The 19,190-nt window shown below is 64.7% G+C and carries 18 protein-coding genes; 11 read left to right on the forward strand and 7 right to left on the reverse strand.

Features of this window, described 5'->3' with window-relative positions:
* Positions 1-272 precede the first annotated feature (272 nt).
* The 8 genes from CIT40_RS07320 (at position 273) to CIT40_RS07355 (ending at position 9,892) form a co-directional block, all read left to right on the forward strand.
* Positions 273-1,505 (forward strand): branched-chain amino acid ABC transporter substrate-binding protein, encoded by a 1,233-nt coding sequence (locus CIT40_RS07320; protein ID WP_094895216.1) that lies wholly within the window; start codon positions 273-275, stop codon positions 1,503-1,505.
* A 120-nt stretch (positions 1,506-1,625) separates the two neighbouring features.
* Positions 1,626-2,573: a branched-chain amino acid ABC transporter permease gene (locus CIT40_RS07325; protein WP_094895217.1), complete on the forward strand. Its 948-nt coding sequence runs from the start codon at positions 1,626-1,628 to the stop codon at positions 2,571-2,573.
* A complete protein-coding gene (locus CIT40_RS07330) occupies positions 2,570-3,862 on the forward strand; it encodes a branched-chain amino acid ABC transporter permease (protein WP_094895218.1) in 1,293 nt (430 codons plus the stop codon). The genes CIT40_RS07325 and CIT40_RS07330 overlap by 4 nt, the downstream gene beginning before the upstream one ends.
* Entirely contained in the window at positions 3,859-4,629 is a 771-nt protein-coding gene (locus tag CIT40_RS07335; protein WP_094895219.1) for an ABC transporter ATP-binding protein, read from the forward strand. The genes CIT40_RS07330 and CIT40_RS07335 overlap by 4 nt, the downstream gene beginning before the upstream one ends.
* Positions 4,629-5,324: an ABC transporter ATP-binding protein gene (locus tag CIT40_RS07340; RefSeq protein ID WP_094895220.1), complete on the forward strand. Its 696-nt coding sequence runs from the start codon at positions 4,629-4,631 to the stop codon at positions 5,322-5,324. Before CIT40_RS07335 ends, CIT40_RS07340 begins: the two co-directional genes overlap by 1 nt.
* Positions 5,325-5,546: 222 nt before the next feature.
* Entirely contained in the window at positions 5,547-6,752 is a 1,206-nt protein-coding gene (locus CIT40_RS07345) for an ABC transporter substrate-binding protein (protein ID WP_094895337.1), read from the forward strand.
* Positions 6,753-6,839: 87 nt separating this feature from the next.
* Positions 6,840-8,036, forward strand: a complete 1,197-nt coding sequence (locus CIT40_RS07350) for a CaiB/BaiF CoA transferase family protein (RefSeq protein WP_094895221.1) — start codon at positions 6,840-6,842, stop codon at positions 8,034-8,036.
* Positions 8,037-8,335: 299 nt separating this feature from the next.
* Positions 8,336-9,892: a L,D-transpeptidase gene (locus CIT40_RS07355; protein ID WP_094895222.1), complete on the forward strand. Its 1,557-nt coding sequence runs from the start codon at positions 8,336-8,338 to the stop codon at positions 9,890-9,892.
* A 33-nt stretch (positions 9,893-9,925) separates the two neighbouring features.
* Here CIT40_RS07355 and CIT40_RS07360 read toward each other — a convergent pair whose 3' ends face one another.
* The 7 genes from CIT40_RS07360 to CIT40_RS07390 all read right to left on the reverse strand — a co-directional run bounded on the left by CIT40_RS07360 (position 9,926) and on the right by CIT40_RS07390 (position 16,925).
* On the reverse strand, positions 9,926-10,738 hold the full coding sequence (locus tag CIT40_RS07360; RefSeq protein WP_094895223.1) for a class I SAM-dependent methyltransferase: 813 nt from the start codon (positions 10,736-10,738) through the stop codon (positions 9,926-9,928).
* A gap of 54 nt (positions 10,739-10,792) precedes the next feature.
* Positions 10,793-13,099 (reverse strand): caspase family protein, encoded by a 2,307-nt coding sequence (locus tag CIT40_RS07365; RefSeq protein ID WP_094895224.1) that lies wholly within the window; start codon positions 13,097-13,099, stop codon positions 10,793-10,795.
* 105 nt (positions 13,100-13,204) lie between these two features.
* Positions 13,205-13,744 carry a VOC family protein gene (locus CIT40_RS07370; protein ID WP_094895225.1) on the reverse strand — a complete coding sequence of 180 codons (540 nt, stop codon included), beginning with the start codon at positions 13,742-13,744 and terminating at the stop codon, positions 13,205-13,207.
* A 102-nt stretch (positions 13,745-13,846) separates the two neighbouring features.
* Complete coding sequence (locus CIT40_RS07375; RefSeq protein ID WP_283810073.1) at positions 13,847-14,176, reverse strand: tripartite tricarboxylate transporter substrate-binding protein; 330 nt, start codon at positions 14,174-14,176, stop codon at positions 13,847-13,849.
* Positions 14,173-14,814: a Bug family tripartite tricarboxylate transporter substrate binding protein gene (locus CIT40_RS07380; RefSeq protein ID WP_283810074.1), complete on the reverse strand. Its 642-nt coding sequence runs from the start codon at positions 14,812-14,814 to the stop codon at positions 14,173-14,175. The genes CIT40_RS07375 and CIT40_RS07380 overlap by 4 nt, the downstream gene beginning before the upstream one ends.
* 11 nt (positions 14,815-14,825) lie before the next feature.
* Positions 14,826-15,719 (reverse strand): MBL fold metallo-hydrolase, encoded by an 894-nt coding sequence (locus CIT40_RS07385; RefSeq protein WP_094895226.1) that lies wholly within the window; start codon positions 15,717-15,719, stop codon positions 14,826-14,828.
* A gap of 3 nt (positions 15,720-15,722) precedes the next feature.
* Positions 15,723-16,925 carry an ABC transporter substrate-binding protein gene (locus CIT40_RS07390; RefSeq protein ID WP_094895227.1) on the reverse strand — a complete coding sequence of 401 codons (1,203 nt, stop codon included), beginning with the start codon at positions 16,923-16,925 and terminating at the stop codon, positions 15,723-15,725.
* Between the two features lie 166 nt (positions 16,926-17,091).
* Here CIT40_RS07390 and CIT40_RS07395 point away from each other — a divergent pair, with 166 nt between their 5' ends.
* From CIT40_RS07395 to CIT40_RS07405, 3 genes are read left to right on the forward strand one after another with little or no spacing between them, the layout of a single operon-like run.
* Positions 17,092-17,790 (forward strand): TetR/AcrR family transcriptional regulator, encoded by a 699-nt coding sequence (locus CIT40_RS07395; RefSeq protein WP_094895228.1) that lies wholly within the window; start codon positions 17,092-17,094, stop codon positions 17,788-17,790.
* On the forward strand, positions 17,768-18,319 hold the full coding sequence (locus tag CIT40_RS07400; protein WP_162307389.1) for a carboxymuconolactone decarboxylase family protein: 552 nt from the start codon (positions 17,768-17,770) through the stop codon (positions 18,317-18,319). The genes CIT40_RS07395 and CIT40_RS07400 overlap by 23 nt, the downstream gene beginning before the upstream one ends.
* Positions 18,320-18,329: 10 nt before the next feature.
* Entirely contained in the window at positions 18,330-19,175 is an 846-nt protein-coding gene (locus tag CIT40_RS07405; RefSeq protein WP_162307390.1) for an SDR family NAD(P)-dependent oxidoreductase, read from the forward strand.
* Positions 19,176-19,190: the final 15 nt, after the last annotated feature.

Consider the following 19,190-nt stretch of genomic DNA (forward strand, 5'->3'; position numbering starts at 1 on the left):
TTCAATATTGCTCATATTGCCGGAATCGCCGGCCGTGAGATCCGCGTGATACGTCGTCCGCAGCACGCACGATTGCCGTTCTATTTTCTCGCCGCGGAAAGCTCCTGTCAGGGTTCAGACAGCCGCTTTATATTCATGGCCCCGGGGGGAGCCATGTTCGGTTGTGCTTGATAAACGGGGGGCATTCTGCTCATAAGAGGCTGAAATTGCGCTGCAACACGCGCAAAAGAGCCCATCGACTAAAGTCGATAGCCAGCGAGGAAACGAAAAGAATGCGCAAACTCACTTTGGCCATTGCCGTGATCGCCCCGATGCTCGGTCATGCCGCCTCGGCCGAGGACACCATCAAGATCGGCTACATCGATCCGCTCTCCGGCGGCGGTGCCAGCGTCGGCGAGGGTGGCCTGAAGACCTTTCAGTATCTGGCCGAAGAGATGAACGCCAAGGGCGGCATCCTCGGCAAGAAGATCGAGATCGTCGGTCTCGACAACAAGACCAATCCGCAGGAAAGCCTGGTGCAGGCTCAGAAGGCGATCGACTCGGGGGTCCGCTTCATTACCCAGGGCAACGGTTCGTCGGTCGCCGCGGCGCTGTCGGATTTCGTCACCAAGAACAACACGCGCAATCCCGGCAAGGAAGTCCTGTACTTCAACTACGCCGCCGTCGATCCGAGCCTGACCAACGACAAGTGCAGCTATTGGCATTTCCGCTGGGATGCGGGCTCCGACATCAAGATGGAAGCGCTCACCAACTACATGAAGGACACCCCGTCGATTAAAAAGGTGTACCTGATCAACCAGGATTATTCCTTCGGCCAGTCGGTGCGATCAGATGCGCGCAAGATGCTGGGCGCCAAGCGGCCCGATATCCAGATCGTCGGCGACGAGCTGCATCCGCTGCTCAAGGTCACCGACTTCTCGCCCTACATCGCCAAGATCAAGGCCTCCGGGGCCGACAGCGTCGTCACCGGCAATTGGGGCCAGGACATCGCGCTGTTGCTCAAGGCCGCAGCCGACGCCGGCCTGAAGGTCAACTGGTACACTTATTATGCCGGCGGCGCCGGTGGGCCGACCGCGATCAAGCAGACCGGCCTCGACCACCAAGTGTTCCAGATCACCGAAGGCTTCGCCAATTCGGGCAACCAGTCGGCGATGGATTTCGAAAAGGCGTTCCGCGCCAAGGTCGGCCTCTCGCTGTGGTATCCGCGTGCCGTCAATGAGATGCGCATGTTCAAGGCGGCGGCCGAGAAGGCCAATTCGATCGATCCCGTGAAGGTCGCGGCGGCGCTCGAGGACCTGAAGTTCGAGGTTCTCGACGGCGGCCAGGGCCTGATGCGCAAGGACGACCACCAGTTCTTCCAGCCGATCTACATCTCCTCCTTCGGCAAGCTCGCGGCCAACGAGCCGTTCGACGAGGAAAACACCGGCTGGGGCTGGCATCTGGTCTCCAAGGTCGACACCGCGCAGGCGATGGTCTCCACGACCTGCAAGATGGCGCGGCCGTAATCACCTGGCCCATCGCGCTCCCGCGGCCATCACTGGTCGCGGGAAGGCGGCGGGCGGAAGGCCTTTGATTGGACGACATTCACCCGGGGCCATCAGGCCCCGGCCAGAGACGAGTGCGCTGTGCTTGAACTCATTGTCATTTCGACCCTGAACGGCGTGCTGTTCGGCATGCTGCTCTTCCTGCTGTCGAGCGGGCTCACCGTCATCTTCAGCATGATGGGCGTGCTCAACTTCGCCCATGCCAGCTTCTACATGCTCGGCGCCTTCTTCGGCTTCCAGCTCACCAAATGGATCGGCTTCTGGCCGGCGCTGGTGCTGGCGCCGCTGCTGGTCGGCGCCATCGGCATGGCCGTGGAGCGCTACGGCCTGCGCAACACCCACAAGCACGGCCATGTCGCGGAATTGCTGCTGACGTTCGGGCTTGCGTTCGCCATCGAAGAGATCGTGTCGATGATCTGGGGCAAGAGCCCGGTCGATTACCGCGTGCCTGCGCTGCTCGACTTCCCGGCCTTCACGATCTTCTCGACCAATTATCCCGCCTACAAGCTCTTCATGCTGGGCGTCTCGGTCGTGATCTTCGTCGCGCTGCTGATCGTGCTCAAGCGCACCCGCGTCGGCCTGATCGTGCAGGCGGCGCTGACGCATCCGCATATGGTCGGGCATCTCGGCCACAATGTCGGGCGCGTGTTCATGGCGGTGTTCGGCGTCGGCAGCGCGCTCGCGGGCCTTGCCGGTGTCATTGCCGGTCCCGCGCTGGTGACCCAGTCCGACATGGCAGCCGCACTCGGCCCGATCCTGTTCGTGGTGATCGTGTTCGGCGGCCTCGGGTCGCTGCCGGGCGCGTTCATCGCCTCGCTGGTCATCGGCCTGGTGCAGACTTTTGCGGTGGCGCTCGACGGTTCGCTCGCCAGCGCCTTCGGTCCGCTGGATCCGTCGGCCGGGCCCTCCGTCCTCACCGACATCTGGAACGTCACCATCGCTCAGGTCGCGCCGATCGTGCCTTATCTGCTGCTGGTGATCATTCTGATCGTACGCCCCATGGGCCTGATGGGGACACGCGAATCATGAACGCCAAGGTGCCCCCGAACCCGACTTCGACATCGAAGCCTGCCGGCGACGGCCTGCGCTTCTACGGCGTCTGGCTGCTCGGCATCGCCGCGCTGATCGTCCTGCCGATGATCTTCTCTTCCGGCGGCTCGCTGACGTCGTTCAGCCTGATCGGCATCGCGATCGTCTTCGCGCTGTCCTACAACATCCTGCTCGGCCAGACCGGCCTCTTGTCGTTCGGTCATGCCGTGCATTACGGCCTGGGCGGCTTCGCCGCCTGCCACATGATGAATGCGGTCGTCGCGCACAAATGGCCGATCCCGCTGCCGTTCATCCCGCTATTCGGCGGGCTCGGCGGCCTCGTGTTCGCCATCATCATCGGCTGGGTGATGACCAAGCGTGCCGGCACCGTGTTCGCGATGATCTCTCTCGGCATCGGCGAATTGGTGGCGTCATCTTCGCTGATCCTGCGCTCGGTGTTCGGCGGCGAAGCCGGCATCACGACGGACCGGACCGCGCTGCCAAAGATATTCGGCTGGTCGTTCGGCCCGCAGCTTCAGGTCTATTACCTCATCGCGTTCTGGCTGGTGCTGTCGGCGATCGCGATGTACGCGCTGACTAGGACGCCACTGGGCCGGATCAGCAACGCCGTCCGCGACAATCCCGAACGCGTCCAGTTCATCGGCTACGATCCCCACGTCGTCCGCTATCTCGCCTTCTGCTTCGCGGGCTCCTTCGCCGGCGTCGCCGGCGGGCTCGCCGCGATCAATTTCGAGATCGCGAACTCCGCCTATCTCGGCGCGATCCAGTCAGGCCTCGTGCTGTTCTCGACCTTCATCGGCGGCACCGCCTATTTCTTCGGGCCGATCCTCGGCGCGATCCTGGTGACCTACCTGCAGCTCGGACTGACCAGCGTCACCAGTGTCTGGCAGCTCTATTTCGGAATCATCTTCATCGGCATCGTGATGTTCTCACCCGGCGGCATTGCCGGCCTCCTGATGATGCACCGGCCGCTGGTTCGTGCAGGGACGCTTCGGACGGTGATCCCGTCCTATCTCGTCGCAATCGTGCCGACCCTGGCGCTGGCCTGCGGCGTCATCCTGACGATCGAGACGGTTGCGCGCTATTCCGGCGGTGAGGCCATCAACCTGTTCGGCATCGGCTTCAAGCCGCAATCGCCGCTGACATGGATCTCCGCTGCGATTCTCCTGGTCGGAGGCGGCTTCGTCGCACGGCTGACCTGGCGGCGGATCGCGGAGGCGTGGGACAGGGCTGCGACGGTCGCCCGTGACCGGGGGTATCTGGCATGAGCGGAGCGGTCCCCGGGAAAAGCCCAGCCATCGAAGTCCGCGCCGTCGAAAAGCGCTTCGGCAATGTCGGCATCATCCGCGACCTCAATCTGAGCGTCGCGCAAGGCGAGCGTCACGCGATCATCGGCCCGAATGGTGCCGGCAAGTCGACGACGTTCAACCTGATCAGCGGTCATATCAAGCCGACCTCGGGAGAGGTGAAGCTGAACGGCGAGGTGATCTCGGGCTTGCAGCCGTTCGAGATCAACCGGCGCGGCCTGTCGCGCTCGTTCCAGGTCACCAACGTGTTCGCGCGGATGTCGGTCTGGGAGAACGTGCGCTGCGCCGTGCTGTGGGCGACCGGGCATCGCTACGCCTTCTGGAAGAACGTCGACAGCCTGCCCGAGGTGCGCGAGCGCACCGCGAAGATCCTGGACGACATCCATCTCACCCATCGGCGCGACGTTCCGGCCGGTCTTCTGACCTATGCCGAGCAGCGCGAGCTCGAGATCGGTATCACCATCGCGAGCGGCGCGACCGTCGTCATGCTGGACGAGCCGACTGCCGGCATGAGCAACGCCGAAACGGAGCGCGCCGTGGCGCTGATCCGCCGGCTGACCGAGGGCAAGACCCTCGTCATCGTCGAGCACGACATGAGCGTCGTATTCGGCCTCGCCGACCGCATCTCGGTGCTGGTCTACGGCCACATCATCGCATCAGGCACGCCGGAAGAGATCCGGCGCGACCCGAAGGTCAAGGAAGCCTATCTCGGCGAGGAAGCGCACTGATGCTCGAGGTCAGGGATCTCCACGCCTATTATGGCAAGAGCCACATCCTGCAGGGCGTCGATCTCGACGTCGGCGCCGGCGAAGTCGTGAGCCTGCTCGGCCGCAACGGCGTCGGCCGGTCGACGACGGTCAAGGCCATCATGGGCGAGGTCGCGCCGCAGGGGACGATCCGCTTCAAGGGCAAGGACATCGTCGGCCTGCCGAGCTACAAGATCGCGCGGCTCGGGCTCGGCTATGTGCCCGAACATCGCGATATCTTTCCGAGCCTCACGGTTCGGCAGAACCTCCTGCTCGGCATCAAGGATACGCGCCGGCCCGGCAAGTGGCGGATGCAGGACATGCTCGACATGTTCCCCAATCTCGCCGCGCGCGCCGATACGGCCGCGGGCGTGCTGTCCGGTGGCGAAAAGCAGATGTTGACGACGTGCCGGACACTGATGGGTGATCCCGATCTGATCATGATCGATGAACCCACCGAAGGCCTCGCGCCGCTGATCGTTCAGCAGGTCGGTGATCTCATCGCGCGGATCGCGCAGGCGGGCGTTGCCATTCTGCTGGTCGAGCAGAAGCTGTCGATTGCGCTCCGCATCTCCAAGCGCGTCTACATCATGGGCCACGGCCGCGTCGTGTTCGAGGGCACGCCGGACGAGCTCAAGGCAAATGCCGCCGTGCGGCAGGAATGGCTCGAGGTCTGACGCTGCCTTCAGTCGGTGAGCTCGCGGAATAGAACGGCTGCAAGCTGCGCATACGCATCTGAATTCTTCGCTACATCTCCCGCGTCACATTCAGGCTATCGTCGCGTTCGCCGGCATCGCAATCGATGCCGCCGATGATAACCAAGAACAGAAGTGGAGGACGTTGACGACGGCCTGTGGGCACGCGCGTCGATGCACTCTGCCGGGGAAGGAGATGCCGACATGCCGGGAAAACAACTGGTCCGTGGAGCTGTTGCTCTATTTGCAGTCCTGAGCGCCGCTTCGGCTGCGGTTGCCGGGAACTACGACACCGGCGCCACCGACAACTCCGTCAAGCTCGGACAGACCATGCCGTATTCGGGGCCGGCCTCCGCCTATTCCGCGATCGGCCGGGCTGAAATCGCTTACTTCAAGATGCTCAACGACAAGGGCGGCATCAACGGCCGCAAGATCGAACTGCTCAGCATGGACGACGGCTACTCGCCCGCGAAGACGGTCGAGCAGGTCAGGCGCCTCGCCGAGAGCGACGAGGTGCTGGCGATGTTCTCGATGCTCGGCACCGGCCCGAACATCGCGGCCCAGAAATACCTCAACGCCAAGAAGATCCCGCAGCTGTTTCCGTCGAGCGGCGCCAGCCGCTGGAACGATCCGCAGCATTTCCCCTGGACCACCGGCTCGCAGCCGACCTACCGGACCGAGGGGCGGATCTACGCCAAATGGATCCTTGCCAACAAGCCAAACGCGAAGATCGCGGTGATCACGCCGAACGAGGATCCCGGCCGCGACTATCTCGCGGGCTTCAAGGAAGGGCTCGGGGAACACGTCAACCAGATCGTGTCGGAAGCGACCTATGAAACCTCGGATCCGACCGTCGACTCCCAGATCGTCAAATTCAAGGCCGCCGGCGCCGACGTCATTTTCAACGAATGTACGCCGAAGTTCGCTGCGCAGGCGATCAAGAAAATGGCCGAGCTCGGCTGGAAACCGCAGATCATCCTTCCCGCCGTCTCGAATTCCGTCGGCTCGGTCCTGGTGCCGGCGGGGCTCGAAAATTCCGTCGGCATCGTCACCGGCGCCTTCCTGAAAGATCCCGGCGATCCGCGCTGGGAGAACGATGCCGGCATGAAGGCCTGGCGGGAATGGATGAAGACCTACAATTCCGGAGCCGATCCCGCCGACATCTTCAACGTCACCGGCTACACCATGGCGCAGATCATGGAGCTGGTGCTGCAACGCTCCGGCAACGATCTGACGCGCGCGAACCTGATGAAGCAGACGCAGTCTTTCAAGGACGTCGAGCTGCCGATGCTGCTGCCGGGCATCAAGCTCAACACCTCTGCGGAACAGGTGACGCCGATCCGCCAATTGCAGATGGCGCGCTTCAACGGGAAGTCCTGGGAGCTGTTCGGCGACGTCATCGGCGAATAGGATCGACGTCTCGCGACCGGCGGGCAGGGCACCAGCCTTGCCCGCTTGAAAATTGCCTGCATCGCTTGCTCCAGCCCGGGTGACGACATGACGACAGCAACCGGTCCCCTCAGCGGCATCCGCGTTCTCGACCTGACGAGCGTGCTGTTCGGTCCCTATGCCGCGCAGATGCTCGGCGATTGGGGCGCCGACATCATCAAGGTCGAACCGCCCGCTGGCGACACCTGGCGCTACACCGGCGTGTTCCGAAACCGCGGCATGAGCGGGCAGTTCATGGCCGTGAACCGCAACAAGCGCAGCCTCGCGCTGGATCTGAAGCATCCGGACGGCAAGGCGGCGCTGGCCAGGCTGATTCCGACGGTCGATGCGCTCGTCACCAATGTGCGGCCCGCGGCGATGGCGCGGATCGGTTTCGGTTACGAGGCCTGCGCGAAGCTCAACCCGCGGCTGATCTATGCCGCGGCGACCGGCTTCGGACAGGACGGCCCGTGGGCTGCGCGCCCCGCCTTCGACGAGATCATCCAGGCCGCCTCGGGCCTCGCATCGTCGATCGGATCGGACGAGGAACCGGCCTTCGTCCCGAGCCTGATCGGCGACAAGATCTGCGCGATGGCGATGGTCGGCGCAGTCTCTGCGGCCTTGTTCCGGCGTGAGCGCACCGGGCAGGGCCAGATGGTCGAGGTGCCGATGCTTGAAACCATCGCCGGCTTCAACAGCATCGAGATGCTCGGAGGCCACGCCTTCGATCCGCCGATCGGCCCGACCGGCTACAAGCGGATGAAGAACCGGCGCCCGGTGCGGACCAAGGACGGCTGGCTGACCATGCTGCCCTATTCCGGGGACAATTGGTGCGCCTTCTTCGAGGCCGTCGGTCGTCCCGAGTTGAGCGACGAGCTCGGTGTGCGCGATCCCGTGTTGCGCTCGCAGAACATCGACAAGATCTACGACCGCATGAGCGAGATCGGGCCGACCCGCACCACCGCGGAGTGGGAGGAATTGCTGCTGCGGCTCGACGTGCCGCACACGGCGTTCGCCAGGCTCACCGAGATCGGCGAGCAGCCGCATCTCGCCGCGGTCGGTCTGTTTGCAGAGATCGATCATCCCACCGAGGGACGGATCAGGCAGGCGCGCCCCGCGACCAAATTCTCGGAAAGCCCGGCCGGCATCCATCGCATGGCGCCGCGCCTTGGCGAGCACTCGCGCGAGGTGCTGCGCGAGGCGGGCCTGAGCGATGCTGAAATCCAGGCTGCGGTCGACAGCAAGGCGGTCGGGGTCGCGTCGTAAGCCGTCCAGGAACCATCACGCAATTCTCTGTGATGACGGTCACATCGCGCGCTTAGGTCTTCGACCTGATACGTCGTTCATCTCACCAGCCGACACTCTGCCGCAGTGATTCGTGCCCAGCCCAGGCGGGCCGCGGCCCCGGGCCACCTTCCGCCCGCGCGACCCCTCGTATATGAGAGATTGCCGCCTACGAGGTCCTGATATTGCCGGATACGGAACGCAAGGTGGCTGCGATTTCTTAATCCAAAGATCGCAATCTGACCGATAGAGCGCGGACTGGTACTGGACCGGGGTATGGCATGAAAGACCTGATGACGACGGCGCAATCCTCCACGGCGATGCGGCGTTGGCGGCTCCCCGGACTTGTTGCGCTCGCGGCAGTGGCCGTCATCGCGGCGGCGCCGCCGGCCGACGCGGCCAAGCAGGCGCGCCAACCGGCCGAGGCGGTCGCGCAGCGGCAGGCCGGCGAGCCGATCATGGCGATCGTGTCGATCAAGAGCCAGCAGGTCACCTTCTACGATGCCGATGGCTGGATCCTGCGCGCGCCGGTTTCGACCGGCACCACGGGGCGCGAGACGCCGGCCGGCGTCTTCGCCATCGTCGAGAAGGACAAGGACCACCGCTCGACCATGTATGACGATGCCTGGATGCCGAACATGCAGCGCATCACCTGGAACGGTATCGCGCTGCATGGCGGACCGCTGCCCGGCTATGCCGCCTCGCACGGCTGCGTGCGGATGCCGTTCGGCTTCGCCGAGGGCCTGTTCGACAAGACGTATATCGGGATGCGGGTGATCATCTCGCCGCACGACACGGTTCCGACCGAGTTCTCGCACCCCTCGCTATTCGTGCCGAAGCCGGAGGCCATCGCGGCCGCGCCCGGCCGGGCCGACAAGCTGTCCGCCGAGGCCGACGAGGCGACGAGGGCTGCCGACGAGGCCAAGAAGGCTGCTTCAGTCGCCGCGAAGGAAGCTTCCTCGCTCCCTGCCGCGCTGCGTAAGCTGGAGCAGCAGAAGGCCCGCGCCGATGCCGAGCTCGCCTTCGCCGACAAGTCGCTCGCGAAGGCCAAGACTGATCAAGCCCGCGCCAAGGCCGAGGAGTTGAAGCAGAAGGCGGAGACCAAGGCCGCCGACGCGGCGACGCAGCTGGACGCCGCCAAGGCCGCCGCGCAGCCGAAGCGCGACGCCGTGGCCGCGACCAAGGACGCCGCCAAGGCCGCTGCGGTCAGGAAGACCGAGGCCGTCAAGGCAGCGACCGACGCGAAGCTCGCGGGTGAACCTGTCTCCGTCTACATCAGCCGCTCGACGCAAAAGCTCTACGTGCGGCGAAACACGCACAAGCCGGCGCCCGACGGCGGCGGCGAGGTGTTCGACACCAGCATCGAGGTGCCCGTCACGATCCGCAATCCCGAGCAGCCGCTCGGCACGCATATCTTCACGGCGATGGCGAAGTCCGATAAGGGCCTGCGCTGGAGCGTGGTCACGATCGAGAACGGCGACGAGGCCCGCAACGCGCTCGACCGCATCACCATCCCGCAGGACGTGTGGGATCGCATTGGGCCGACCGCGTTGCCGCGCTCTTCGATCATTATCTCGGACGAGCCGCTGAGCGCCGAGACCAATTACCGGACCGAGTTCGTCGCGGTGTTGAGCGACCAGCCCCAAGGCGGCTTCATCACGCGCAAGCCGACCGCACCTGCCATGATCGCCAGCGACGACGGCTGGGACAATGGCGGCAACGGCTTCGGCTTCTTCTACCAGCGCGACCCCTACGTACAGCCGGCCAATCCGCGCCGGCAGCGCGGCCAGTACCAATATTATCAGTCGACGCAGCCGATGCAGCGAAGCTGGTGGTAACTGCTCGCCCGCTGCGGCGGGCCGAGGTCGTCTCTACGCCCGCGCTTCGATCACGATCGCCTGAATCCTGCCGTCAACCGCTCCGGATCCATGCAGGGTCCGGATCGCCTCGGCAACGATGTCAGTCGCGGCCTGAAGCTTGCCGGCATCCCTTGCCTCGATCTCGCCGCGCAGCGGCGTGCCCTGGCAGAGCGCGAGCGCGACGTATTCGGGAGTGGGCGCGCGGCTCGTTTCGGATCGCGTCTCGATCGAGATGTCGCGGAAGCCTGCGCGTTCGAGATCACTCTTGATGAGGCTCTTGTCGTAGTAGCCGTGCGGCGTGCGAACCATGAAACGCGGCGGATCGTCGGGGAACATCTTGGCGAGGGCGATTGTCGCCTCGTGGGTGACCACATTGTCCTCGATGCGGTCCCAGACGTTGAACACGAACGTGCCATCCGGCTTCAGGACGCGCTTGACCTCTCCGTAAGCCTTGACGCGGTCCGGAAAGAACATCGCGCCGAATTGGCAGCAGACCACGTCGAACTCGGCGTCAACGAAGGGCAGGGCCATGGCGTCCGCCTGTCGCCAGGCGATGCGATCGTCGTTGGCTTGGCGTTGGGCGGCAACGGCGAGCATGGGCTCGTTGAGGTCGGTCGCAACATAACGAACGCCGGGCGGCAGTGCCGCGGCCACGGCGCGCGTCACGGCGCCGGTGCCCGCGGCGATCTCCAGCAGCACGGCGGGAACGCGGGAGGCGACGCGCTTCGCGATGTCCTCCGCATAGACGGAGAAGATCATCGGCACGAGATACTCGTCGTAGATTCTCGGAATCGAGCCGGCGAAAACCTTGTCAGTGTCGGACATGATGGCCTCGCTGAAGGTTCGGACACGTGGTGCATGCTACCACACATCGCGGCCTCACCGCGCCAGCAATGACGTGAACCCCGCCGGTTCCTGCATCGCCTTGCGCGCCTCCAGCGACATCGGCTCGTAGCGGCTGCCGGTGAAGATGCTGAGTTTGTTTTCGACGCCGTTCGAACCGGCGTAGCAGCCTTCGGGCGTGTAGCTGACATAGCCGTCGTCGCCGAAACCGACCGCGGTCAGGAGCATCCGCCGCTGCGCGATGTCCCAGACCTTGATAGTCTTGTCCTCGCTCGCCGAAATCAGCCGCGTGCCGCCCGGAAAGAACGCGACCGCCTCGACGTCCTCCTGATGGCCCGCGAAACTCGCCAGCAGCCGGCCGCTGTCGGCGTCCCACAAATTCACCGATTTGTCGCGCCCGCCGCCGCCGGTCACGATGCGCTTGCTGTCCGCGGACCAGCTCGCCGACACGACATAATCGCGATGGCCGGCGAGCAGCCGTGTATTGCCGCTCCTGGCGTCCCATATTTTCGCCGAGCCGAGCTCAGCGTCCGAACCGGCGGTGACCACGCGCAAGCCGTCGGGCGAATAGGCCACGCGTAGCGCCTTGCGGCCATTGGCGTCCTTTGCCTCGATGGCGCCACTGGTGCGATAGAACCTGATCTTGCCGTCATAGCCGGCCGAGACGAATTCGCCCGAGCCGGAGGGCGCGTAACTCAGGGAGCGCACCGCGGCGCGCGCGGGATCGCCGCTCGGGTGATCGAGCTTGCTCTTGGCGAGCTCGCGGGTCCCGAGATTCCAGATCCGGACGACGCCGTCCTCACCGGCCGAGGCCAGATATTTGAGCGAAGGCTCCGGTGCGAAGGCGACGGCGAATTGCTTTGCTCCCGCATCGAAGGTCAGGCTCCGGCCGCCGCTTCCGAGATCCCACACCTTCACCTTGCCGTCCCATCCGGCGGAGGCGAGCAGCGAACTGTCAGTCCAATAGTCGAGCGCGTAGACCGCGCCGGCATGACCTTTCAGCACCCGTGTCTGCCGGAACGAGGACGCATCCCACAGCCGGATCACGCCGTCGTCGCCTGCGGTCGCGATCTCCCGGCCGTCGGGCGATACGGCAATGGTGCGCACGCTGGCGCCCTCGACATTCGGTTTGATCGAGACCGGTATGAAGGGGCCGCCGACGGCGTCGTTATCGCGCCGCGCACTTCGCGTGGTACAGGTTGATGCCGGCACGGCGGCGACGCTCTTGGTCTCGGCTGCCGGTGGCGTCGCGAGCGCGAGTGGCGTGGCGGTCGCCGGGGCGGCCGCGAGTTTTGTCGCAGCGAGGGGTTTTGCCGCCTCCGGCTGTGGCGGCAGGACCGGTGAGGTCTGCACTTTCTTCGGTTCGGGTTCGGCGGTGACTGGGGCCATGCGCGGCGTCGCCGTGGCGAGCTTGTTGCGCTGAACCTTGGCCAGATCGGTGTAGAACCCGCCCGGATGCGCGGCAATGTAGAGATCCCAGGCCTCTACCGTCCCGACGCGCTCGGCAAACTCGTAATCGCGTGATGCGCTCGCGTCTGTCGATGCGACCGGAGCCGGAGCGGGAGGAGGTGCCGCCGCCGGCGCCAGCACGACGTCGTCGCCGCCGAGCGAGCCGTAGATGAAGGGCTCCTGCCGGTTGGTCGTGGCCTTGAGTACCTCGTCGCGGACATAGCCGAACGCCTTGCGCAGGTCGAGGCCCGGCGTTGCGAGATGGTGCGCCAGCGCGGCGGCGAAAGGGCTGTTCCTGCCGTCGCCATCGAGCGCGGTGAGCCCGGCCTTGGCGGCGAAGGCGACCAGCGTGTTCGGGCTCGATGGCTCCACCTTGGCAAGGCCGCGCGCCACCGCCCGCGATGCCATCGTGCGCTTCATGTTCTTGGCGAACGGGTTGTCGCGGCAGGCATCGAGAATGACGAGACGCAGCCGCTTCGCCGGCTCGATGGCCACCAGCACGCGGTCGAGCCCGATGGTCTCGTCATAGACGTCGGTGTCGTTCTCGAGCTGGGCGTCGACCGGAACGAGATAGTTGTTGCCGTCGATCTCGATGCCGTGGCCGGCATAGTAGATCACGGCGATGTCGGCGCCGCGCGCCTTGGCGCCGAAATCGCGCAAGGTCCGGCGCATGTCCTGCGCGGAGAGATCGTTGCGCGCCTCGACGACCGTGAAGCCGGCCTTCTTGAAGGTTTCGACCAGAAGGCCCGCGTCGTTGGTGGCGTTGGCGAGCTTGGGCGCACGCTGATAGGCCGAATTGCCCATCACCAGCGCCATGCGCTGGTCGGCAAATCCTGCGGCGGGCACCAACACCAACGTCAGCCCGCTGAAAAGAAACAGAAAAAAGAACTTCATCACGGCCCCCAAGCCGGGATCTGCAATGTCGGAGAGGATATCCGACCGGGGCCGCAATACAAATTCTATTTGGCTTCGTCCGGCGCTTCCTGCCGGCGAAAGCTGTTACGACTTCGTCCCGCCGACCTCGCGGATCGGCCGCGTCCCGTCCCAGCTCGACGCGGCTTGCCGGACCTTCTCGAAGAACGGCCCCTTGGTGCCGCTGATGTCGGAGATCTCGATCACCGTGCCCGGATGGGCCTGGGTGTCGAAATAGGCAAAGCGCCCCTTTTCGCCGCCGATCTGACCCTCATGGCCGATCCCATAGCCGAGCCCGATCGCCTTGTCGTAGAGCGCCTGGTAGTCGTGGCTCCAGTAGGACATGTGCTGGAGGCCTTCGTGGCCGGCGTCGAGGAACTCCTTGTACAGCGAGGGCGCATCATTGCGCTGCTGGATCAGCTCGATCTGGAGGTCGCCGGAATTGGCCAGCGCAATGCTCATCTCGACGGATGAGTCCTGGCCGCGATGGCGGAACCAGTCGGTCTTGACCAGGTCCATGTAGTACCAGGGGCCGACACCCATCACCTCGATCCAGTGCTTCATCGCGGCGTGGATGTCCCGCACCACATATCCGTTCTGGCGCACCGCGCCAAAGATGCGGCTCATGCCGTCGCTCCTCTCAACCGTTCACCACCGCACCTCATCCTGAGAGCCCGCCGCAGGCGGGCGTCTCGAAGGATGGCCGCAGGCGTGCTGCCCGCCACTGCTTCACTTCACCTCGATGCCTGCGTCCTTGGCAACCTGCTTCCAGGCTACGATGTCGCGGGCGTTGATGTCGCGCTGTTCCTCGCCGGGGACGAATTGCGGCGTGATGCCGAGCTTCAGCAGCTTCTCCTTGACCTCGGCATCGCCGAGCGCGTCCTTCAGCGCCGCCGACAATTTCTGAGCAACAGGCGGCGCCAGGCCCGCGGGCGCATACATCGCCCAGGACAGACTGCGGTCGAACGGCACGCCTTGCTCCCCGTAGCTGGCGATATCGGGCAGGCTCGGCGAGCGCTCGCCGCAGGCGGCCAGCGCCTTGATCGAGCCGTCCTTCACCAGCGGGTTGCGGTCGCCACGTCGAGTGTGGCCAGCGAAATGTGCCCGCCGAGCAGGTCGCCGGCCAGTTTCGCGATGCCGTTGAACGGCACGTGGTCCATCTTGATGCCGGTCTGCTGCATCAGGATCTCAGCGCAGAACTGGCCGGTCGAGCCGACGCCCCAGCTGCCGTACTGGATCGGCCCGCCCTTCTTGGCCATTGCGATCAGGCCCTTGATGTCGTTGGCTGCAAAATCCTTGGTCGCCACCAGGATGATCGAGGAGACGCCGACGCGACCGATCGTCGTAAAATCCCTGATCGAATCATAGGGCAGCTTCGGATAGATCGCCGGCGCCAGCACATGCGTGGTCATGCCGCCGACAGTGATGGTGTAGCCGTCATTTCGCGATGCCGCGACCATCTGGGTGCCGAGCGTGCCGGCCGCTCCCGTGTGGTTCTCGATATAGATGCTCTGTCCGAGCGTCTTGCCCATCTTGTCGGCGAGCAGCCGGCCGACCACGTCGCCGCCGCCACCCGCCGCATAGGGCAGCAGCATCTTGATCTTGTGCGTGGGGTAGGCGGCAGGATCCTCGGCGTGTGACGGCAGAGCCGCCGACAACAATGCAAGAAAAGAAAGCGTGACGGTGCGCAGCATCATGATGGCATTCCCTAATCTTCGAAACGAAACCTGTAGGCATCGCCGTGCCGGATCACGCGTCCGGCGGTCGGTGCCGGAAAATGGCCGGTGAGCAGATAGCTCGGCGTATCCGCGAGCTCCTCCAGCAGCGCCATGCGGGTTGCGAGCGCCGCAGCCGGATCGACGTCGGCGGCATTGGAGAGCCAAGGTGCTGCGCACTGGATCGGATGATGGATGACGTCGCCCGACATCACCGCGTGATCCTGGCCGCCGGTCAGGTGGATCTGCATGTTGCCGGCGGTGTGCCCGGGTGCCGGCGCAAAGCGCAAGGCCGCATCGCGATCGCTGAACAGGCGATGATCGGTCTCGACGAGTTCGGCAAGGCCCGCCGCCACCACCGGCAGCACGGAATCCTCAAACGAACCATGGTTCACCGGGCTCTTCGGCGCGGAATTGTGCGCGGCCTCGAAGTGCCGGAATTCCTCGCGGCCCATCAGATAGCGCGCGTTGGGAAAGGTCGGCACCCAGCGGCCGTCGAGGAGGCGCGTGTTCCAGCCGACATGATCGACATGCAGATGCGTGCACATCACGAAATCGACCTGTTCGGGCAAAACGCCCAGCGCCTGCAAGTTCGCGAGATAGGGTTGGTCGAGGTTGTTCCACGCCGGCACGCGCGGACGATGCTTGTGGTTGCCGCAGCAGGTGTCGACGATCGCGGTCCAGCGCGGCGTACGCACGAGATAGGAGTGGTGGCTGAGGATGAAGCGGCCGGTCTCCGGCTCGATATAGCGGTGATCGAGCCAGCTGCGGTTTTCCAAGATCACAGCGTCGGTGACGTTGGCGAACAACCAGGTCTTGTCGAAGGCGAGCGCGGGGATCTCGCTGACGAGATCGACCCGCATGTTGCCGATTTTGACCTGCCGCATGCTTCAGTTCTTCAGGAGGTCACCGAACGGCACCCAGCGCGTGCCGTCGAAACGAATCAGTTGAAGGCTCGTCATCGGCGTAAAGTGCTCGGGCGAATTGTTCACCGCCGTGCCGTTGATCAGCATCGGCAGCTTCACGTCCTTCATCGCGGTCGCCTGCTTCATCACATTGGCGCGGGTGAGGTCGTTGCCGGAGGCCTTCAGCACCGTCACCAGCGTCTGCGCGATGGTGTAGCCGTAGACGTTGAGCCAGTCGCTCTTGTTGGCGTCCGGCATGTACTTGTCCATGAACGCCAGCCATTCCCGGTAGCCGGGGTCATCCTTGTTGGCGGGATCGGTGGCATCTTTCAGATATTGGCTGGAGATGACGCCGGTGGAATTGTCCTTGCCGGCCGGCTCCAGCACGCCGCTAATCGAGGCCGAGACGTTGGAGATGATCGTCACAGGCTTCCACCCGATCTCGCCGATCTTGCGGATCGCCTGCGCCGCGAATTTCGGCGTTGCCGCGACCAGAACCACGTCGGAGCCCGCTGTCTTCAGCTGCAGGATCTGGGTATCGACCGTGGGTGCCGAGGTCTCATAGGCTGCGCGTGCGACGATCGCTTCGCCGCTGCCGAGGCCTTCTTCCAGCGCTTTCAGATAGTCCTTGCCGAGGTCGTCGTTCTGGTAGAGCACGCCGATCTTCGCATTGGCGTGGCTCGCCTTGATGTATCTGGCGTAGGCGATCGCCTCGTCGCGATAGGTCGGCTGCCAGCCGACGGTCCACGGGAAATTCCTGGGATCGTCCCACTTCGCCGCGCCCGAGCCCAGGAACAGCTGCGGCACCTTGCGGTCGTTGAGATATTTGTGCACGGCACTGTTGGTTGGCGTGCCGACGCCGCCGAAGATCAGCAGCACTTCCTCGCTCTCGACCAGCCGCCGGGTCTGCTCCACCGTCTTGGGCGGGCTATAGGCATCGTCGGCGATGATCATCTGGATGCGCCGGCCGTTGACGCCGCCGTCGTCGTTCACCTTCCGGAAATAAGCCTCCGCCGATTTTGCGATCTGCGCGAAGGCCGAGACCGGGCCGCTCAGCGGCGCGGTGGTGCCGATCTTGATGGTCTTGTCGTCGGCGCCGGGATCGTACTTGCTTTGGGCAGAGGCCGTGCTGGCTGCGAGCAGCGGCAACAGCATGCAGGCCGCACGAAGGCTGGCAAAGCGCGCCATGAAATCGTCTCCCCAAAATTGCTCTCCGCCTCTCGAGGAGCGGAGTTGAAACGCGAGAACATCGCCCGCGACGGACTTGCGGGCCGCGACCCCTCTCGCCAAACTGGCAAACGAACGATCGTTCGTACGGTTGACTAGCGAACGATCGTTCGTTAGTCAAGCTGTCATGGTTCTTCATACGTCCAGCGCGGCGGAAGCGGCGGCGCCTACGACCCGTGAGCGCATCCTCACCGAAGCGCTCAACTTGTTTGCGCAGAGCGGCTACGGCGGCGCCTCGATGCGCGAGCTGGCGCGCCGGGTCGGCATCCGCGAGAGCAGCCTCTACAACCATTTCGCCGGCAAGGCCGCGATCCTGGAAGCGATCGTCAGCGAACACGGCCCGGCAAGCTCGGCGAGCCGGCTCGAGGAGCCGCGCTACAAGCAGCTCGTGCGCCGGCCCGCGGCGTTCTGCCGCCAGTTCGCGCTCGACCTCGTCGAGCAATGGTCCGATCCGCGCGAGCACCAGTTCCAGAAGGTGATCACGGCCGAGCGTAACCGCGTCCCCGGCATCCGCGCCAAGTTCGCCGATCATTTCTACGCGCGCGAGCAGAGCATGATGACGGATTATTTCCGCGGCTTTGCGCTCGCCGGCCTGATCAGGACGCCGGATCCGCGCGAGACCGCCCGGCTGTTCGCGGCAGGCCTGATCTACATCCGCCTCGAGCATTACGTGATGGGCGCAGCACCTTCGCCGCGGCCGAAGGTGATCGAAGCCATCGAGCGCTATCTCGCCTTCTTTCTGTCGCTGATCGCGGCAGGCGAGGATACCGACAACAAGAAACGAAAGCCCAAGGGAGAAACGCGTGGCAAGGCTGCCCCTGATTGATCCGGAGACGACGAGCGGCGACATCCGCGCCTCGTTCGACCGCATGCCGGTCAAGCTCAACATCTTTCGCATGATGGCCCATGCCGAGGCCAACATGATCCCGGCGATGCGACTCGGCAATTCGATCCTGCACAAGCAGAAGCTCTCGGCGGTCAACCGCGAGCTGCTGATCCTCCAGGCCGCCCAATTGGAGGGCGGCGCCTATGAATGGCGCCAGCACGTGCCGATCGCGCTCGGCGTCGGCTGCACGCAAGGACAGGTCGAGGCGGTCGAGCGCGGCGACTACGATTCCGCCGCTCTGAACGAGGCCGAGCGCGCGCTGCTGAGCTTCGGCCGCGAGGTGGTCGAGAACGTCCGCGTTCCCGAGGCGACTTTCGCGGCCATGCGCCGCCATTTCAGCGAGCAGGAGATCGTGGAATCGATCGTCGCGCTCGGCTTCTACATGATGATGGCGCGCCTGACAGAAGCGACCGAAACCGATCTCGATCCGGCCGCCGGCATGACGGTCTATGACGGCGGCAGGAAGTAGGCGGCAAGAGATGACAGAGACCGACAGCAAGCCGGAGCGCTATGTTCGTCCGCCCAGCGCGGAATCGCTCGGTGAGGCGCCAGGCAGGGCGCGGCTGAAAGGCCGTCGCATCCTCATTGTCGGCGGCGGCCAGCGCGTGTTCGATGCCGAAACGGATCCCATCGGCAACGGCCGTGCCATGAGCATTCTGTGCGCACGCGAGGGTGCGAAGGTCGCGGTGGCTGACCTCAACCCCACCTCTGCCGGGCAGACCGTAAAGCGCATCACCAACGAGGGCGGCGAGGCATTTGCCATCGCGGCCGACGTCACGTCCGAGGCCGACGTCCAGCGCATGATCGAGGAAGCCCATCGCGCCATGGGCGGCCTCGACGGCATGGTGCTGAACATCGGCACGTTCGGCAAGACCGGGCTCGACAACGTCAGTCCTGAGGAATGGAACAGGATCTACGACGTCAATGTCCGCGGTCCAATGCTGTGCTGCCGCGCCGCGCTGCCGAAATTCGACAATGGCGGCGCCATCGTCTTCATCTCCTCGATCGCCGCACTGAAAGCGGGATCCCAGATGGCGGTCTATGATTCATCGAAAGCCGCGCTCGGCGGCCTGATGCGCAACATCGCCCATCTCGGAGCGCGCCGCGGCATCCGCGCCAATCTCGTCTATCCCGGCCTCGTCGATACCCCGAACGGCCGCGAAGCCGGCGCCGGCCGCCCCAACCGCGGCAAGGGCCACGTCCCGTTCGGCCGCCAGGCCACGGCCTGGGAGATCGCCTATGCCGTGCTGTTCTTCCTGTCGGACGAAAGCGTCTATGTCACCGCGCAGACGCTGGCGGTCGATAGCGGGTTGAGCGGGATGTAAGGCGTTTCATCCGGA

This window comes from Bradyrhizobium amphicarpaeae, assembly GCF_002266435.3.
Taxonomy (GTDB): domain Bacteria; phylum Pseudomonadota; class Alphaproteobacteria; order Rhizobiales; family Xanthobacteraceae; genus Bradyrhizobium; species Bradyrhizobium amphicarpaeae.

Coding starts and splice junctions, on each gene's coding strand:
- CIT40_RS07365 (WP_094895224.1), bottom strand. CDS start 13,099: ATGAAGTTCTTTTTTCTGTTTCTTTTCAGCGGGCTGACGTTGGTGTTG.
- CIT40_RS07335 (WP_094895219.1), top strand. CDS start 3,859: ATGAGCGGAGCGGTCCCCGGGAAAAGCCCAGCCATCGAAGTCCGCGCC.
- CIT40_RS07405 (WP_162307390.1), top strand. CDS start 18,330: ATGACAGAGACCGACAGCAAGCCGGAGCGCTATGTTCGTCCGCCCAGC.
- CIT40_RS07355 (WP_094895222.1), top strand. CDS start 8,336: ATGAAAGACCTGATGACGACGGCGCAATCCTCCACGGCGATGCGGCGT.
- CIT40_RS07370 (WP_094895225.1), bottom strand. CDS start 13,744: ATGAGCCGCATCTTTGGCGCGGTGCGCCAGAACGGATATGTGGTGCGG.
- CIT40_RS07330 (WP_094895218.1), top strand. CDS start 2,570: ATGAACGCCAAGGTGCCCCCGAACCCGACTTCGACATCGAAGCCTGCC.
- CIT40_RS07320 (WP_094895216.1), top strand. CDS start 273: ATGCGCAAACTCACTTTGGCCATTGCCGTGATCGCCCCGATGCTCGGT.
- CIT40_RS07340 (WP_094895220.1), top strand. CDS start 4,629: ATGCTCGAGGTCAGGGATCTCCACGCCTATTATGGCAAGAGCCACATC.
- CIT40_RS07350 (WP_094895221.1), top strand. CDS start 6,840: ATGACGACAGCAACCGGTCCCCTCAGCGGCATCCGCGTTCTCGACCTG.
- CIT40_RS07360 (WP_094895223.1), bottom strand. CDS start 10,738: ATGTCCGACACTGACAAGGTTTTCGCCGGCTCGATTCCGAGAATCTAC.
- CIT40_RS07380 (WP_283810074.1), bottom strand. CDS start 14,814: ATGATGCTGCGCACCGTCACGCTTTCTTTTCTTGCATTGTTGTCGGCG.
- CIT40_RS07395 (WP_094895228.1), top strand. CDS start 17,092: ATGGTTCTTCATACGTCCAGCGCGGCGGAAGCGGCGGCGCCTACGACC.
- CIT40_RS07345 (WP_094895337.1), top strand. CDS start 5,547: ATGCCGGGAAAACAACTGGTCCGTGGAGCTGTTGCTCTATTTGCAGTC.
- CIT40_RS07385 (WP_094895226.1), bottom strand. CDS start 15,719: ATGCGGCAGGTCAAAATCGGCAACATGCGGGTCGATCTCGTCAGCGAG.
- CIT40_RS07390 (WP_094895227.1), bottom strand. CDS start 16,925: ATGGCGCGCTTTGCCAGCCTTCGTGCGGCCTGCATGCTGTTGCCGCTG.